Below are 16,436 nucleotides of genomic sequence, written 5' to 3'. Positions count from 1 at the left end.
ACGTTTTAATTACTGGCATTGCCAATGCATTTGAAATTCGAGTTCATTGCTGGAAATCACGACGAAGTCGTGTCGAAGATATAACTGTTTCGCGGGATTATTAATTAACACATTTAACGTTATGTTAAGCCTTTTTTCTTGCGCCTTACGCTTTATTGCCTCTAATACTTTGCTGCCAATACCTACCCCTTGAAACGTAGGAAGTAATTGAAATTGGCGTACGTGGATTTTATTAGCAAACAGACCTAACTTTAATAAACCAACAGGACGCTTTTTATATAAGATAAGGTGAGAATCAGCAAAAAATTCATCAATACGTTGTAAATGCGCATTATCATCAAGATAAATGCCCGCATTATTTAAATGCTTTTCCATCGATGCTTTTCGCAGGTTTAAAAGAAAGTCTCTATCACTTGCTATTGCTCGGCGAAAACTAATAATCGCAGAATGCTTGATGTTGTCGTTACTTGCATTTACAGCATGGGTTACATTTGACATAACACACGATTAATTGATTAATCAATGAACCTACTATAGCAAGTTAGGTATTGAGGTAATACCTTAAATAAAACACCTAAAATAAATAAGACATACTGGAAGTTACCGCAAAAAATCAGCCACTGAGCGCGGTTAGCTTGATCGCCTAGTAAAAATAGCGGCAATATAGCACATAAATTAAAATAGGAAATTAACATGACCTTCAATAAATCACTTATTGTTATCTCTATCACAGCGTTATTAGCTGCTGCTTGTAGTAATGAAACTACAACACAAGCTAAAGGCAATAATGCTCTTGCAATGTCGCCTACAGAAAAACTAAATAGTACAGTTAACGCTTCTAAAGCAGCAAATGAGCTATTTGACACTATTTTTATGGAGGGTGTTAACCGTAACCCTGTTAGACAAACTTACCTTGGTATTAAAATTGATTACGATAAGTGGCAAGATCTTTCAGAGGAAAATAGTGCCAAAGAGCTAGCTTTCGCAAAAGAAGCATTGCAGCGCATACAAGTCATCAATGTAAACAACCTTGATAAGCAAACAAAATTAAGTTTTCAACTCCTAACGCAAAAGCTAGAACAACAAATCGCTGATTACCCATGGCGTCATCATAACTATCCTGTTAATCAAATGTTTGGCGTTCATTCACAAATACCTGCATTGTTAATCAACCAACATAGCATTAAAGACACTAAGCAAGCTTATGACTATATTGCTCGTGTAAAAAACTCAAAAGTGTTACTTGAACAGTTAATAGACCAACTTGAAATCAGAGCCAATAAAGGCATAATTGCACCAAAATTTGTTTTTGGTCATGTTATTCGAGATTCTAAAAACTTAACGGTTGGCGCACCTTTTGATAATGGCGCTGATAGCACGCTATATGCAGATTTTACTTCAAAAATAGACAAATTAGATATTACCGATACAGAAAAACAAGCACTAACAGCTAAGTTATCTTCGGCATTAACCACTGAATTTAAAGCGGGATATCAAGCATTAGTCAGCTACTTAGTTGAGCTAGAGAAAAAAGCCGACACCACTGATGGCGCATGGAAATTTCCAAACGGTGATAAGTTTTATAACAACGCTTTAAAACGTACAACGACTACCAACTTAACCGCCGATGAAATTCATAAAATAGGCTTAGATGAAGTTGCTCGTATACATGATGAAATGCGCGTAATCATGAAAAAAGTGAATTATAAAGGCACTTTAAGTGAATTTTTTCAATTTATGCGCCACGATCCACAATTTTATTATGCCGGAGATGATGCTGGACGTGAGCGTTACTTAACTGAAGCTACTGCATTAATTAACACCATGAAAGGTGAGTTGGATCAATTATTTATCACTAAGCCAAAAGCTGATTTAAAAGTTAAAAAAGTGGAAGCGTTTAGAGAGAAGTCTGCGGGTAAAGCATTCTACCAACAACCTGCACCTGATGGCTCACGTCCAGGTATTTACTACGCAAACCTTTACGATATGGAAGCTATGCCAACATACCAAATGGAAGCTTTGGCTTATCATGAAGGTATTCCTGGTCATCATATGCAAATAGCCTTAAAACAAGAGCTTGAAGGTATTCCAAAGTTCAGAAAGTTTGGCGGTTACACTGCATACAGCGAAGGTTGGGGTTTATATTCAGAAATGATCCCTAAAGAAATTGGCTTCTATCAAGACCCTTACTCTGACTTTGGTCGCTTGGCTATGGAATTATGGCGAGCTTGTCGATTAGTGGTTGATACCGGTATTCACAATAAAAAATGGAATTTAGCTCAAGGTATTGAATATTATGTCAGTAATACACCTAATGCTAAGTCAGATGCGATAAAAATGGTTGAACGTCATGTGGTTATGCCGTCACAAGCAACTGCTTATAAAATTGGTATGTTAAAAATTGTTGAGCTACGCACAAAAGCAAAACAACAGCTAGGCGATAAGTTCGATATTCGTGAATTCCATGATGTTGTGTTAACCAATGGTGCTGTACCACTTAACGTACTTGAAGATATGGTTAATGACTATATTGTAGATAAAAGCTAACACTACATGAACGTAAGCTTTAAACGCTTTGATTAACAAACGCCAAATACCTGTGTATTTGGCGTTTTTACTTTGATGAGCCTTTACTTTTAATAACATTTTATTAGAGTATAAGCGGAGGATCATAAAAGTTGCTTAACAATAAGTAAGCAAAGTCTTCTAAAAGGAATGAAGATGGAGTTAAAAATTATCCCGGTATTGCAAGTGGCTATTGCTGCTATCTTAATGACCATAATTCAGTACTACTTACCCACAGTAAATGTCGCCACAGTAATAAGCCCTTTAGTCAGAGTTTCTTTGGTGACGTTATTATTGACGATAGCAGTGATTATTGCTTTTATTGCCATTTATAGTTTTCGACAGCACCAAACAACGGTTAACCCTAGTAAACCAGAAACATCATCACAAATTGTTGATAGTGGTATTTACCAATATTCTAGAAACCCGATGTATTTGGCGATGCTTTTGACGTTAATTGCATATGCTTGTTATCTTGAAAATGCATTGAATTTATTTATTTGCGGACTATTTTTTTGGTATATAACTAAGTATCAAATTGTGCCTGAAGAACGTATGTTGATAAAACTGTTTGGACAAAATTACGTAGATTATAAAAACAAAGTTCGTCGTTGGTTATAGCTTTATCATGAGGATAATACCCATTTGATTAATTGCCTTGATGAAATGAGTCTTAAGAAACTTAACTTTTAAATTTAGCTTTTAAACTTAAACTTTATAAACACCATTAACCAAAAAGCACTCACAGCGTTATAACTGAGAGTGCTTTATATTTAGCAATTATTTTCTAGCTTCGAACTTAATCGAAAGTACTTATATAACTTATCATATTACCGATAAAGTTAAGCTTTCTTTAAATAGCTAGCAACTAAGACAATACGCGTACCATTAACTTTACCTTCAATATGCTCAGGATTGTCAGTTAGACTGATACCTCGCACCATAGTGCCTTGCTTAGCGGTAAAATTTGCCCCTTTAACCTTTAGATCTTTGATCAAAGTAACATTATCGCCATCTTGTAATTCAGCGCCATTACTATCGCGTGTAGGGCCTTCTCGTTCAGCCGCTGCAATCCCCTGCTCAGCCCAGGTTTTAACCGCATCTTCGAGGTATATCATATCTAACGCATCTTGCGCCCAGCTTTCAGCTGATAACTTATGCAACAAACGGTAAGCCATAACTTGTACGGCAGGCTCTTGATTCCACATAGCATCGGTTAAACAGCGCATATGGTTTATATCGAGTTCAGCATTGCCTTCAACTTGCCCTAAGCATTTATCACATAAATAAATACTTTGTTGAGCACTTAAGTCGCTTGTTGGGGGTACAGGAAACACCGATAAGTTGTTTGGTGATGTACATAGTTCACAACAATTGTTGCTGCGTGCTTTCAAAGCATTTTCTGTTGGCATAAAAGGTTCTCCCTAAATTTTTGCGCTATTATGCTCCTAATTTACCGATTTAAAAAGTGCAGATGATTAACCCGGTAAAATTAATACTTATAAATATTTAACTCATAAGTGAGTTTTGATAAGTATTGGGAAGGATTTAAAAATGACAAGTTAGCTTTGTTACTTTCATTATTAGAAAGTAACAAAGCTAAAAGATAAGGTTTAATCTAAATTTTTAGTGATATGGTGCGATGCTGCAGCCGTGAAAACCACATCGGTAGAACTATTTAATGCTGTTTCTGCGGAGTCTTGAATAACACCAATAATAAATCCTATCGCAACAACTTGCATCGCAATATCAGTATTAATACCAAATAACCCACAAGCTAATGGAATAAGCAGCAATGAACCGCCAGCAACACCAGAAGCGCCACACGCTGATATTGCAGCAACCACACTCAATAAAATAGCGGTGGCAAAATCAACTTCAATATTTAAGGTATTGGCCGCTGCAAGCGTTAATACCGTGATGGTAATCGCCGCGCCTGCCATATTGATGGTGGCACCTAATGGAATGGATACCGAATAAGTATCCTCATGTAAATCTAGCTTTTCACATAGCTCCATATTTACTGGAATATTGGCTGCTGAGCTACGGGTGAAAAATGCCGTAATACCTGATTCTTTTATACAGGTTAGTACTAACGGGTAAGGGTTTTTACGCATAATTAAATACACGATTAACGGGTTCACTATCAAAGCAATTATAAGCATTGAACCTAAAAGCACGAGTACTAAATGACTAAACTCTCCTAAAGTATCAAAGCCTGTAGTTGCTACTGTATTGGCAACTAACCCCATGATACCTAATGGTGCAAAACGAATAACGAGCTTTACGACACTAGAAATAGCTTCAGCAAAATCATGCACCATGACTTTCGTTGAGTCACTTCCCTTTTTCAAGGCAAAGCCTAGACCTAAACCCCAAGCTAAAATACCGATAAAGTTACCGGTAATTACAGCATTAAAAGGGTTATCAACAATTTTAAATGCCAAGGTTGTTAATACTTCGCCTAAACCTTGTGGTGGGTTCGCACTAGCGCCAACGATATCTAAAGTTAATTGCACAGGAAACATAAAGCTTAGCGCGACTGCGACTAACGCAGCACTAATGGTGCCAATTAAATACAATCCAACTATAGGCTTTAAATTAGCTTCACTGTTAGGTTTTTGGTTTGCAATAGACGAAGCCACTAAAACTAACACTAAGATAGGGGCAACCGCTTTTAATGCATTAACAAATAAACTCCCCAGTATAGAAAATGACATGGCTAGATCAGGGGAAGCAAGGGCTAAAGCAATACCCAAAATAATGGCAATAATTATTTGGTTTACGATATTAATAGATTTCAGTTTAGTAATAAATGAATGGCTTTCTGGGTTATTTTCTATTGTCATAATTTTTCTTATTTGAGTTATTAAACTTATGAACACGCTCGCGTGTAGTGCAAGTTTTTTACCACTTAATAGCGGTGACTGTCTAGTATATTCGTTGTATGGCTAATTTAAAAAGACGATTCACTGTTACGTGAAATAAACAATGCTTGGTCATTGTTATCAACTAAGAAAGGTTTACAAACGAAGTGTCCTACGACGGCTATTAATTCATTATCATAAAAAATAAACGGTAGTCTTTTTCTTTGCCATGGCGGAATTGTAAGCTCTTGCAAAACTTTCTTTAAGGCTCGTGAATGTTGTCGATATTGCGGTAAACATTTAGGATTTTCGTGAGCAAACCTAACCGTAACTACTTGATTAATGTTCGGGCGCTTAATAGCTGCTTGCCAATGTTCATCAGCGTTGCTGTTTTCCAACTTTGCCGAAATACATAAAACGCCTAAGTTATCGGGTAATTGAAGTTCTAATTTATCTTTAGCGACTAAATCGTCAAGATTTAGTGAATGTTGCCAATCCGAAATATCTTGGTAAATAGTGGTTAGATAAAGCTCATCCTTAAAGCGCCTAACACAATGACTCGATAGTTGAATAACCGGTGATTTGTCAGCATCAGCATTAAGCTGTTGGCATATTTGTGCTAACTGCTGGCGCGAAGGCATTAATACATTATGGTTCGATAAAAAATAGCGTAAAATATTCTTAAGTCGTGCATCGCTTAACTTAGTTAAACATGGCACCGAAAGTTGATAAGCTGAAAGCTGGCAAAGCGTTAAATCTTGCTGTGCTAATTCGTCAAGTAATTGTTGCGCTTCAAAACAATGCTCAGCACTGCGCGCAATTGTTTTATTAATACTTGGCCAACGTGCATTTAATTTAGGCAGTATTTGATGACGTAAAAAATTTCGCTCAAAGTGTTCATCGTTATTTGACTCATCTTCAATCCAACTAAGCTGCTGTTGATTTGCATAATCGACTATTTCTGATCGCGAAATCGCTAATAACGGGCGAGCCACTGTATGTTGCGCTAATTTAGCACTTGGCGGCATTGCAGATAAACCTTTAACCCCTGTACCACGTTTTAATGCAAGAATAAATGTTTCTGCTTGGTCATTAAGATGATGTCCAGTAACGATAATCGCAGGCTCTGCACTGGTTTGTATTAGTACTTTATAGCGCGCATCTCTCGCCATTGCTTCTAGGCTTTGCTGCGCTTGTTTTTTTAAATGTAGTTTATGGGTGAATAATGGCAGTGAAAAGCTATCACATTGTTGCTGCGCAAATACTTGCCACTCATCAGCATGAGAACTTAAACCGTGATTGACATGACAAACAACTAAAGGGTTAGGTAATAACTCTTGTTGTTTTAACTTAGCTAATGCCACTAATAGCACTTGTGAATCTACACCGCCGCTATAGGCAATAATAATAGTTTTTTCTGGTGTATGTTTAAAAAACTGCACCAAGGCTGATTCAATTTTATTCACAGGTTCAAGCAATATTAGGTAAGAGTGTTGTAGCGATAGTTATCATAAAGACAATAAAAAGCGACCTGTAGAGGTCGCTTATTTTGAATCTAACAATAACCGAATGACATTAACTTATCATAACGACTTTCAATCAATTCTTCGTTAGACAGTTTGTCTAGTTCTGCTAGGTCAGATTTTAATGCTTGCTTAAGGAATGCCGCCATTTGGTCCATATCGCGGTGAGCCCCACCTAATGGTTCTTCAACAATACTGTCGATAAGCCCTAATTCTTTAATACGCTTAGCCGTAATACCCATGGCTTCTGCTGCTGTCGGCGCTTTCTCAGCCGTTTTCCACAAAATTGAAGCACAACCTTCTGGTGAAATTACTGAATAAGTTGAATACTCAAGCATATTTACCTTATCACCAACACCAATAGCTAGTGCACCACCAGAACCACCTTCACCAATAACCGTACAAATGATTGGCACGTTCAAACGTGACATCACTTTTAAATTCATGGCTATAGCTTCACTTTGACCACGCTCTTCTGCGCCAATACCCGGATAAGCACCTGGCGTGTCAATAAATGTGATAATTGGCATTTTAAAACGTTCTGCCATTCTCATTAAACGTAAAGCTTTACGGTAGCCTTCAGGACGTGGCATACCAAAGTTACGTTTAACTTTTTCGTTAGTTGAGCGACCTTTTTGGTGGCCAATAATCATAACTGGACGACCATCTAAACGCGCGGTTCCACCAACAATAGCTTTATCATCAGCATAAGCTCTATCGCCTGCCAATTCATCGAACTCCGTAAAAATACGAGGTAAATAATCTAAGGTATATGGACGTTGAGGATGACGTGCAACGCGCGCCGTTTGCCAAGGATCCAAATTAGAGAAAATTTTCTTTGTTAACTCGTTATTTTTCTCACGTAATTGAGAAATTTGATCCTCTAAATCAAGATCAAGATCTTGACCATTGTTGACCAATTGTAATTCTTCAATTTTTGCTTCAAGTTCCGCAATTGGAAGCTCAAAATCTAAAAAATTTAATGACATATGATTTTTCTTACCTATGTTGTCTTTGAGTACCGTTAGTAAAAAACACTACTTATTTAAATTTTAACTCGACTTGCTCATCACCCAAAAGGGTTTTCAAATCGTATAATAGCATGTCGCTTGGCGATACGCGCCACTGTACCCCTAACTCTAGCATACCTTGCGCTTCATCTCTTTGATAAAAAACGCGAATTGGGCAAATACCATCTTTATAGGGTGTTAGCACCTTTGTAAACTGTTCGATAAATTGGCCTGAAAGCTGATTTTTATCGACTTGTAAATCTAACGACGATACATAATTTTCCCGTGCATCAGCAATAGTCATTATGTCTCGAGCGGTCATTGTAATACCACCGGAGTAATCATCAAAGCTGACCTGTCCGCTACAGACCAAAATAGCGTCAGAAATAAGCAATTCTGCAAACCTATCGTAGTCATCTGGAAATAAGCGGATGTCCATTCGGGCACTTTTATCATCTAATGTGACCAAAGCCCATCGACGACCACGTTTATTGACTAATACCCGCACACCTAGCACTAAGCCTACGGCAACCGTTGTCTTATCTTTATTGGTTGGCTGCAAGCTGACTAGACGTCCCGTTGAATAGCGTTTGATTTCACTTAAGTAACGGTTGATTGGGTGACCCGTTAAATATAAACCTAAAGTTTCTTTTTCGCCATCTAACCACTGTTGTTCAGGCCACTTTGGCACTTCTTTATATGTTTGTCTGTTATCTTCTGGTTCTTCATTTATTAAACCAAATAAATCATTCTGTCCAATGGCTTGAGCTTTTGCATGTTGCTCTGCTGCTTTTAATGCTTCAGGTAATGACACAAATAGAGCCGCACGATGAGGACCGTCTTTAGCATTGGGACCAAGGGCATCCATTGCACCAGATTTAATTAACTTCTCTAACACACGCTTATTGATCTTTTTCAAATCAACTCGAGCGCAAAAATCAAATAAATCAATAAACTCACCATCGCTTTCACGCGCGGCAATGATAGCTTCAATCGGACCTTCACCAACGCCCTTTACAGCGCCGATACCATAAATAATTTGATCGTCATCATTAACAGTGAACTTATATTGCCCTCGGTTAACATCAGGCGGCAATAAATCAAGCCCCATGTTGCTGCACTCATCAACTAACGTCACAATTTTATCTGTATTATCCATATCAGCAGACATAACCGCCGCCATAAATGGCGCAGGAAAGTGGGTTTTCATCCACAAAGTTTGATACGACACTAAAGCATAAGCGGCAGAATGCGATTTGTTAAAACCATAACCAGCAAATTTTTCAACCAAGTCAAAAATTTTCATCGCCAGCTCGCCATCAACACCACGACCAACAGCGCCAGCTTCAAAACCTGCACGTTGCTTAGCCATTTCTTCAGGCTTTTTCTTACCCATGGCACGACGTAACATATCGGCACCACCAAGCGAGTAACCGGCTAACACCTGCGCTATTTGCATTACCTGCTCTTGATAAAGAATAATACCGTAAGTAGGTTCAAGAATTGGTTTTAAATCGAGATGTTGCCAAGTTTCATCCGGGTAACTGATAGCCTCACGACCATGTTTACGTTCAATAAAGTTATCAACCATGCCTGACTGTAAAGGGCCAGGTCTGAACAGCGCTACCAAAGCGATAATATCTTCAAAGCAATCGGGTTTTAGTTTTGCTATTAGTGATTTCATGCCGCTAGATTCAAGCTGGAAAACCGCAGTTGTTTCTGATTTTAATAGCACTTTAAAACTGGCTTTATCTTCCAAATCAATCGCAGGTAAATCGATTCGTTCTTTACCCTCTTTTAGCAGTTTTGCATCAGCCATTTCTATGGCCCACTGTAAAATGGTTAAGGTACGTAAACCGAGAAAATCAAATTTTACTAATCCGGCATCCTCTACATCATTTTTATCAAACTGCGTTACCGGATTTTTACCTTCTTCATCACAATAAAGCGGAGCAAAATCGGTGATTGTTGTTGGAGAAATAACAACACCACCAGCATGTTTACCCGCATTTCGTGTTGTGCCTTCTAAAATACGGCACATATCAATCAAATCTTTTACGTCACTGTCTTGGGCGTAAATTTCAGGCAGCTTTGGCTCTTCTTCAAATGCTTTAGCTAAGGTCATACCCGGTGTTGGCGGAATAAGTTTAGAAATGCGATCAACAAAACCGTACGGGTGACCAAGCACGCGACCTACATCTCGAATAACCGCTTTCGCTGCCATTGTACCGAAGGTAATGATTTGTGATACCGCATCTCGGCCGTATAACTCTGCAACGTGATCAATAACTTCGTCACGCCTGTCCATACAAAAATCGATATCGAAATCGGGCATCGAGACACGTTCAGGGTTCAAGAATCGTTCAAAAAGTAGATCGTATTCCAAGGGGTCGAGATCGGTAATTTTTTGAGCGTAAGCCACCAATGAACCTGCCCCTGAACCACGGCCAGGACCAACAGGAATATTATTGTCTTTACTCCACTGAATAAACTCCATCACGATCAAGAAATAACCGGGGAAGCCCATACCATTGACAACTTTTAATTCAATCGCTAAACGTTCATCGTAAGGTTTACGTTTTTCAGCAAAGTCAGGCGCGTCTTTATCAAATAAAAACTCTAACCTTTCCTGTAAACCTTCTTCTGATACTTTAACTAAGTAATCTTCTATCGATAAGCCTTCGGTAGGAAAATCAGGTAGTACATATTCGCCTAAACGCACAGTAACATTACAACGTTTTGCGATTTCTACCGAATTCGCAAGTGCTTCAGGAATATCAGCAAAAAGTGCGACCATTTCCTCTTCGGTTCGCAAGTATTGCTCTTTAGAATATTTTTTTGGGCGACGTTTATCATCTAAAGTAAAGCCATCATGAATGGCGACACGAATTTCGTGCGCATCAAAGTCTACAGGGCTTAAGAACATAACTTCGTTAGTGGCAACAACAGGCAAGTCATGACTCGCAGCAAGCGCTACGGCAAGGTGAATATAGTTTTCTTCGTCATTTCGACCCGTTCGAATTAACTCAAGGTAAAAGCAGTTTGGAAAATATTGCTGATAAAATGCCACCATATCTTCAACAAACTCTTGGTTACCTTTAAGCAACGCTTTACCCACGTCGCCTTCGCGGCCACCAGAAAGTAAAATCAAGCCTTCGGCATGGTCAATAAGCCAGTCTCTATCAATGACAGCTTTACCCTGAACATGTCCACGTAAATAAGCTTTAGAAATTAATTCAGTTAAATTTTTATAACCAATATTATTGGTGGTTAATACGACTAAACGCGACAATTCACCTTCTAAAGCCTCACTTTGAACCCAAAAATCACAACCAATAATAGGCTTTAAACCTGCACCATGTGCCGCGTGATAATACTTAACCAGCCCACATAAATTTGTTTGATCGGTGAGTGCGATGGCAGGCATATTGAGCTCTGCAGCTCGGGCGACAATTGGCTTCACTTTTTTCAAGCCATCTGACATAGAATAATCACTGTGTATTCGCAAGTGAATAAACGCTGGATTATTACCGTTTTTAGGCGCTGGATCAGTTGTGGTAATTGTTGTTAACTCGGTTTCAGACATCTAGTGCTCTAATTATTTTTATTATGCGTTGCTGCATTAGCGAGTACATTGGCGACAGGTTTAAAACTTTTTCGGTAGCAATCAAGCACACCATGCTCAATTATTTTCTCTAAATGAACTTTTGTAGGGTACCCTTTGTGCTGTGCAAAGCCATAATAAGGATAAAGCTTATCTAGGGCCACCATCTCATCATCTCTTGCCACTTTAGCTATAATCGACGCAGCACTTATTTCAGATACGCGTGCATCACCTTTAACAACACTTTGGCTGGCAATATGACCATTTTGATGAGCAAAAGTGGGGCAACGATTACCATCAACTAGCACGAAGTCAGGTGTAACATTTAAATCTTGAACAGCGCGTTGCATTGCCAACATAGTGGCATGAAGAATATTAAGCGTATCTATTTCTTCTGGGGAAGCTCGCCCTATTGACCAAGCAATAGCGCGTTGTTTAATTTCTAATGACAGTTGCTGTCTTTTCTTTTCAGACAGTTTTTTTGAATCCATTAATCCTTCAATAGGATTATCCGGATCTAATATAACCGCAGCAGTCACTACATCACCGACTAAAGGCCCTCGCCCAACTTCATCAACACCGGCAATACAATAAGCAATGGGATATTCAAATGGTGGAAAAACTTTCTTAACTACAGGCATAAAAATTCTGCTTAACAATTATAATAAGTTGATTACGGCTTTGGCAGCTTGTTCACTGGCATTTTGCTTAAGTGCTAAATGAATTTCAGTAAAAGCTTGATTCAAAGCTGACTGATCTTCAAACAGTCGCTCTTCAACTAATGGTAATATATTTTCAACCGTAACATTAGTTTGTAGAAGTTCAGGCACTAAGCCCTTATTAGCCAATAAATTCGGTAATGAAAACCACTTCAACTTTACAAAGCCTTTGAACATGTAATAAGTCAGCGGATTAAACTTATAACAAATCACCATAGGACGTTTTATTAAGGCCGCTTCAAGGGTTACTGTACCCGACGCAGTTAATAAACAATCGCTAGCAGCCATTACTTGCTGAGTTTTACCGACGATAACTTGTACCGAAAGCTCTGGCGCTATTTGTTGATGTAATTGGTGAAATTGCAGAGCTCTTTTTTCACTTACCATGGGTACCACGAATATCAACTCCGCGGCTTTTTCAGGATTATTGCTGAGTAGCTTTTGTGCAGTATGTAAAAATGGCTCAACTAATCGTGACAGTTCGCCACCTCGGCTTCCCGGCATTAGCGCTAGAACTTTGGCATTATCTTCTATGCCCAAAGCTTCTCTGGCACTATGTTTATCAGAAACTAAAGGAATGTCGTCAGCAAGTGAGTGACCTACAAAGGTGCAAGGTATTTGGTGTTTATCATAAAACGCTTTTTCAAAAGGCAATAACGACAAAACCATGTTAGTCGCTTTAGCAATTTTGAATACGCGCTTTTCTCGCCAAGCCCAAACTGAAGGGCTAACATAATGAACTGTCTTAATCGCCTGTACTTTAAGCTTTGCTTCAAGGGCAATATTAAAGTCAGGAGCATCTATACCAATAAAAACATTGGGTTTGTTCGCGACAAAATATTCATACAATGATTTTCGAATATGGAGTAATCGGCGCAATCTACCAAGCACTTCAAACACACCCATGACTGATAGCTCTTCCATATCAAACAGGCTTTCAAAGCCTAGCGCTAACATTTTAGGGCCACCAATACCGATAAACTTGGCGTTTGGGTAGCTTAGCTGCAGTTGTTGCATTAATCCTGCACCTAAGGTGTCACCAGAATGCTCTCCAACAACCATAGCAAATGTTAACACGGGCTCTAGTGATTTATTCACGGGCAAAGTATCTTCTGAGTTTACTGACATCACCATAAACTATCGGACAATGCCGCGACTAGAGTTTTTAATAAAATCAGTGAATACATCTAATTCAATCAAGCCATGTGCAGTATCGTTAATTTTCGCTATCGCTTCATCAACAGTTAAACCTTGACGGTAAATCGCTTTATAGGCACGTTTAATTTGCAATATAACATCGGCATCAAAACCTCGACGTTTTAAGCCTTCGCTATTTAAACCAAAAGGTTTTGCAGGTTGGCCAGACGCCATAATGTAAGGAGGTACATCTTTAAGAATAAGTGAATTGGCTGCAACAAAACAATGTGGCCCAATATGACAAAATTGATGTACGCCAGCCATACCGCCAATAATGGCATGATCGCCAACATGAACATGACCGGCTAGTGAGGCACCATTAGCTAAAATACAGTTACTCCCCACCATGCAATCATGAGCGATATGGGTGTAAGCCATAAATAAATTATTGCTACCAATTTTAGTTAAACTTTTATCTTGAACCGTGCCACGGTGCACGGTGCAGTTTTCACGAAAAGTATTGTTATCGCCGATCACTAGTTCGGTTAATTCACCCGCATATTTTAAATCTTGACAGTCTTCGCCTATTGAAGCGAACTGAAATATGCGATTACCTTTACCGATAGTTGTTGGACCGTTAATTACAACATGTGAGCTTATATGACAATCGTCTCCAATGACCACATTCCCAGCTATATGCGTCCATGGGCCAATCTTTACATTTTTACCGATAATCGCGCCATCTTCAATAATGGCTTGTGGATGGATCAATGACGTTGAATTCACCATATTACAATGCTCTTCTTGCGCACATTAAGTCTGCTGAACAGACTACCTTGCCGTCAACTCTAGCTTCAGCATAAAACTTCCACATACCACGACGCTCTTTTATAAACTCTAGATGCAAATGCATGGTGTCACCAGGGTGAACTGGTTTTTTAAATTTTGCTTTATCAATTGACGCAAACAGAAATAACTCACCTTCACTTTTATCTTTAACAGATTTAAAGCCAAGTATTCCACTTGCTTGAGCTAAAGCTTCAAGGATCAAAACACCAGGGAAAATTGAATAACTAGGAAAGTGTCCCATAAATGCGGGTTCATTAACTGTAACGTTTTTTATCGCATGAATTGACTTACCGGGGGTGTAGTCAAGCACACGGTCAACTAATAAAAACGGGTAACGGTGTGGAATGAGTGTTTTGATCTCTTCAACATCGATAATATTATTTTGCGATTCCAAAATGACTTCCTCTTTTGCTTAACTATGACGTCAACTTGCTAGATTTTTCTAAAATACTTAACCGCTTAGTTAAAGACTCTAGCTTACGTATTCTAGCGTTATTTTTATGCCACTCTTTATTTGGCTGGCATGGCATACCCGATGAATAAACACCTGGCGCATTTAATGACTTTGTGACCATTGTCATGCCAGTAAATACACAACCGTCAGCAATATTAATATGACCATTGATACCGACAAGGCCAGCAATAACACAATTTTTACCTATTTCAGTGCTGCCTGCTATAACACTACAAGCCGCCATAGCGGTATTCTCACCGATCACAACATTATGAGCAATCTGTATTTGATTATCTAAAATAACACCATCTTTGATAATAGTGTTACCTAAAGCGCCGCGATCTATTGTGGTACTCGCACCAATCTCTACATTATCACCAATGACCACTGTGCCTAATTGCGGTATTTTAACCCAAATACCTTTATTATTTGCATAACCAAAACCGTCTGAACCAATCACTGTATTTGCATGCACTGCGCATTGTTTACCAATAACCACACCATGATAAATACTAACGTTAGACCAAATAGTAGAATTAGCACCAATTGTTGCACCAATACCGATAAAGCTACCAGCACCTATACTAACACCCTCACAAAGGCTAACACCGGCTTCAATAACGGCATTAGCACCAATCGTCACGTTATCACCGATAATAGCGCTATCATCAATAACAGCACTAGGGTGAATACAGTTTGCTGGTTTAGGTGTTGTATCAAGTAACTGTGCCACTAAAGCATAGCCCATATAAGGGTTATCCATTATTAAGGCATTAGATTGACACTTTTTTGCTTCTGCTGGGGTAACAATAACCGCACTGGCATTAGTTGTTGCTAATTGTTCACTATATTTACTATTAGCTAAAAAGGCGATTTGCCCGGAAGTGGCTGAGGCTAAGGTAGCTATACTTAATATTTTACATTGTCCATCTCCCTGAACAACAGCCCCTATTTTTTCTGCAATATCGGCAAGAATGTAACTCATAAGAATAAACTTCTTTTAAATGTGCTCTAAAGTATAAATTTTAAAGTACAGGTTTAAAGACAAGCGCTAACCACCATAGGGCTAAACGCAATATTCCGAATCAACTTGATTCGGAATATTAAATGGTCGAGAAGGCATTAAATATAAATCATGGTGATTTATATTCAATTTACCTGAAAACAAAGGATTATTTCAGTTTGCTAACTTGCTTAACAACTTCTTCTGTGATCGCTGTTTTTGGCTTAGAGTAAACAACTGCACTTTGTTCAAGTACTAAATCATAATCGCCTTTGGCTGCAATGTTATCAATTGCTTGACGAACCAATGCGATGATTTTGTTAGTTTCTTCATTTTTTCTAGCACCAGTGCTCTGCTGAAAAGCTTTGCCTTTAGTTTGGTAATCTTGAAAAAGTACGCCAATTTTTCCTTCTAACTCTTCTATTTCTTTAGCACTCATTAAAGAGCCATCGCGCTTTCGCTTTTCTTGAAGATATTTGATGTCTTGCTCAAGTTGGGCAAGCACAGCTTTTTCATCTTTAAACTCTTCTTCTAAGCTTTTCATTACTGCTGCAGTTTGTGGGATTTTACCCATAACTTCTTGGAAGTTTACTACACCAATTTTTTGGTCTGCAGCCATAGCTGAACTGGCTAAAATATATCCTGATGCTGCTGTAGCGATTGCAATAGATTTAATCAAATTTTTCAAATTTTACTCCTAAAATA

General features: G+C 38.5%; 14 protein-coding genes. 2 read left to right on the top strand and 12 right to left on the bottom strand.

Going from position 1 to position 16,436, the window contains the following annotated elements; all coding sequences use genetic code 11:
• Positions 1 to 9 precede the first annotated feature (9 nt).
• Positions 10 to 498 (bottom strand): GNAT family N-acetyltransferase, encoded by a 489-nt coding sequence (locus H4J50_RS04690; protein WP_182254746.1) that lies wholly within the window; start codon positions 496 to 498, stop codon positions 10 to 12.
• 195 nt (positions 499 to 693) lie between these two features.
• Here H4J50_RS04690 and H4J50_RS04685 point away from each other — a divergent pair, with 195 nt between their 5' ends.
• Both H4J50_RS04685 and H4J50_RS04680 read left to right on the top strand, forming a co-directional pair.
• Complete coding sequence (locus tag H4J50_RS04685; RefSeq protein WP_108455701.1) at positions 694 to 2,547, top strand: DUF885 family protein; 1,854 nt, start codon at positions 694 to 696, stop codon at positions 2,545 to 2,547.
• A gap of 174 nt (positions 2,548 to 2,721) precedes the next feature.
• Positions 2,722 to 3,186: an isoprenylcysteine carboxylmethyltransferase family protein gene (locus tag H4J50_RS04680; RefSeq protein ID WP_182254744.1), complete on the top strand. Its 465-nt coding sequence runs from the start codon at positions 2,722 to 2,724 to the stop codon at positions 3,184 to 3,186.
• 221 nt (positions 3,187 to 3,407) lie between these two features.
• Here H4J50_RS04680 and H4J50_RS04675 read toward each other — a convergent pair whose 3' ends face one another.
• From H4J50_RS04675 to H4J50_RS04625, 11 genes are all read right to left on the bottom strand, one after another.
• Positions 3,408 to 3,977 (bottom strand): alkylphosphonate utilization protein, encoded by a 570-nt coding sequence (locus H4J50_RS04675; protein ID WP_108455699.1) that lies wholly within the window; start codon positions 3,975 to 3,977, stop codon positions 3,408 to 3,410.
• 201 nt (positions 3,978 to 4,178) lie between these two features.
• Positions 4,179 to 5,414: a serine/threonine transporter SstT gene (gene sstT / locus H4J50_RS04670; protein WP_182254743.1), complete on the bottom strand. Its 1,236-nt coding sequence runs from the start codon at positions 5,412 to 5,414 to the stop codon at positions 4,179 to 4,181.
• Positions 5,415 to 5,521: 107 nt separating this feature from the next.
• A complete protein-coding gene (tilS, locus tag H4J50_RS04665; RefSeq protein ID WP_182254742.1) occupies positions 5,522 to 6,898 on the bottom strand; it encodes a tRNA lysidine(34) synthetase TilS in 1,377 nt (458 codons plus the stop codon).
• Between the two features lie 89 nt (positions 6,899 to 6,987).
• Positions 6,988 to 7,944: an acetyl-CoA carboxylase carboxyl transferase subunit alpha gene (gene accA / locus H4J50_RS04660; protein ID WP_108455696.1), complete on the bottom strand. Its 957-nt coding sequence runs from the start codon at positions 7,942 to 7,944 to the stop codon at positions 6,988 to 6,990.
• Positions 7,945 to 7,996: 52 nt separating this feature from the next.
• Entirely contained in the window at positions 7,997 to 11,449 is a 3,453-nt protein-coding gene (gene dnaE / locus H4J50_RS04655; protein ID WP_404842741.1) for a DNA polymerase III subunit alpha, read from the bottom strand.
• A gap of 110 nt (positions 11,450 to 11,559) precedes the next feature.
• Complete coding sequence (rnhB, locus tag H4J50_RS04650; protein WP_182254740.1) at positions 11,560 to 12,210, bottom strand: ribonuclease HII; 651 nt, start codon at positions 12,208 to 12,210, stop codon at positions 11,560 to 11,562.
• An 18-nt stretch (positions 12,211 to 12,228) separates the two neighbouring features.
• On the bottom strand, positions 12,229 to 13,416 hold the full coding sequence (lpxB, locus tag H4J50_RS04645) for a lipid-A-disaccharide synthase (protein WP_182254739.1): 1,188 nt from the start codon (positions 13,414 to 13,416) through the stop codon (positions 12,229 to 12,231).
• 9 nt (positions 13,417 to 13,425) lie between these two features.
• On the bottom strand, positions 13,426 to 14,214 hold the full coding sequence (lpxA, locus tag H4J50_RS04640) for an acyl-ACP--UDP-N-acetylglucosamine O-acyltransferase (protein WP_162533738.1): 789 nt from the start codon (positions 14,212 to 14,214) through the stop codon (positions 13,426 to 13,428).
• Between the two features lies 1 nt (position 14,215).
• Complete coding sequence (gene fabZ / locus H4J50_RS04635; RefSeq protein WP_108455692.1) at positions 14,216 to 14,668, bottom strand: 3-hydroxyacyl-ACP dehydratase FabZ; 453 nt, start codon at positions 14,666 to 14,668, stop codon at positions 14,216 to 14,218.
• 22 nt (positions 14,669 to 14,690) lie between these two features.
• The gene (lpxD, locus tag H4J50_RS04630; RefSeq protein WP_182254738.1) at positions 14,691 to 15,713 is read right to left on the bottom strand and encodes a UDP-3-O-(3-hydroxymyristoyl)glucosamine N-acyltransferase; all 1,023 of its coding nucleotides are present in this window, start codon (positions 15,711 to 15,713) and stop codon (positions 14,691 to 14,693) included.
• Between the two features lie 187 nt (positions 15,714 to 15,900).
• Positions 15,901 to 16,419, bottom strand: coding sequence for an OmpH family outer membrane protein (locus H4J50_RS04625; protein ID WP_108455690.1), 519 nt, complete (start codon positions 16,417 to 16,419; stop codon positions 15,901 to 15,903).
• Positions 16,420 to 16,436 lie beyond the last annotated feature (17 nt).

The organism is Colwellia sp. 6M3 (genome assembly GCF_014077595.1).
Classification (GTDB): Bacteria; Pseudomonadota; Gammaproteobacteria; order Enterobacterales; family Alteromonadaceae; genus Cognaticolwellia.
This window is presented reverse-complemented; position numbering and strand designations above follow the sequence as displayed.

Bases quoted from the DNA above. Each gene is read 5' to 3' on its own strand.
- accA (WP_108455696.1), bottom strand. From the start codon at position 7,944: ATGTCATTAAATTTTTTAGATTTTGAGCTTCCAATTGCGGAACTTGAA.
- rnhB (WP_182254740.1), bottom strand. From the start codon at position 12,210: ATGCCTGTAGTTAAGAAAGTTTTTCCACCATTTGAATATCCCATTGCT.
- H4J50_RS04675 (WP_108455699.1), bottom strand. From the start codon at position 3,977: ATGCCAACAGAAAATGCTTTGAAAGCACGCAGCAACAATTGTTGTGAA.
- H4J50_RS04680 (WP_182254744.1), top strand. From the start codon at position 2,722: ATGGAGTTAAAAATTATCCCGGTATTGCAAGTGGCTATTGCTGCTATC.
- sstT (WP_182254743.1), bottom strand. From the start codon at position 5,414: ATGACAATAGAAAATAACCCAGAAAGCCATTCATTTATTACTAAACTG.
- H4J50_RS04690 (WP_182254746.1), bottom strand. From the start codon at position 498: ATGTCAAATGTAACCCATGCTGTAAATGCAAGTAACGACAACATCAAG.
- dnaE (WP_404842741.1), bottom strand. From the start codon at position 11,449: ATGTCAGATGGCTTGAAAAAAGTGAAGCCAATTGTCGCCCGAGCTGCA.
- lpxA (WP_162533738.1), bottom strand. From the start codon at position 14,214: ATGGTGAATTCAACGTCATTGATCCATCCACAAGCCATTATTGAAGAT.
- H4J50_RS04685 (WP_108455701.1), top strand. From the start codon at position 694: ATGACCTTCAATAAATCACTTATTGTTATCTCTATCACAGCGTTATTA.
- lpxD (WP_182254738.1), bottom strand. From the start codon at position 15,713: ATGAGTTACATTCTTGCCGATATTGCAGAAAAAATAGGGGCTGTTGTT.
- lpxB (WP_182254739.1), bottom strand. From the start codon at position 13,416: ATGTCAGTAAACTCAGAAGATACTTTGCCCGTGAATAAATCACTAGAG.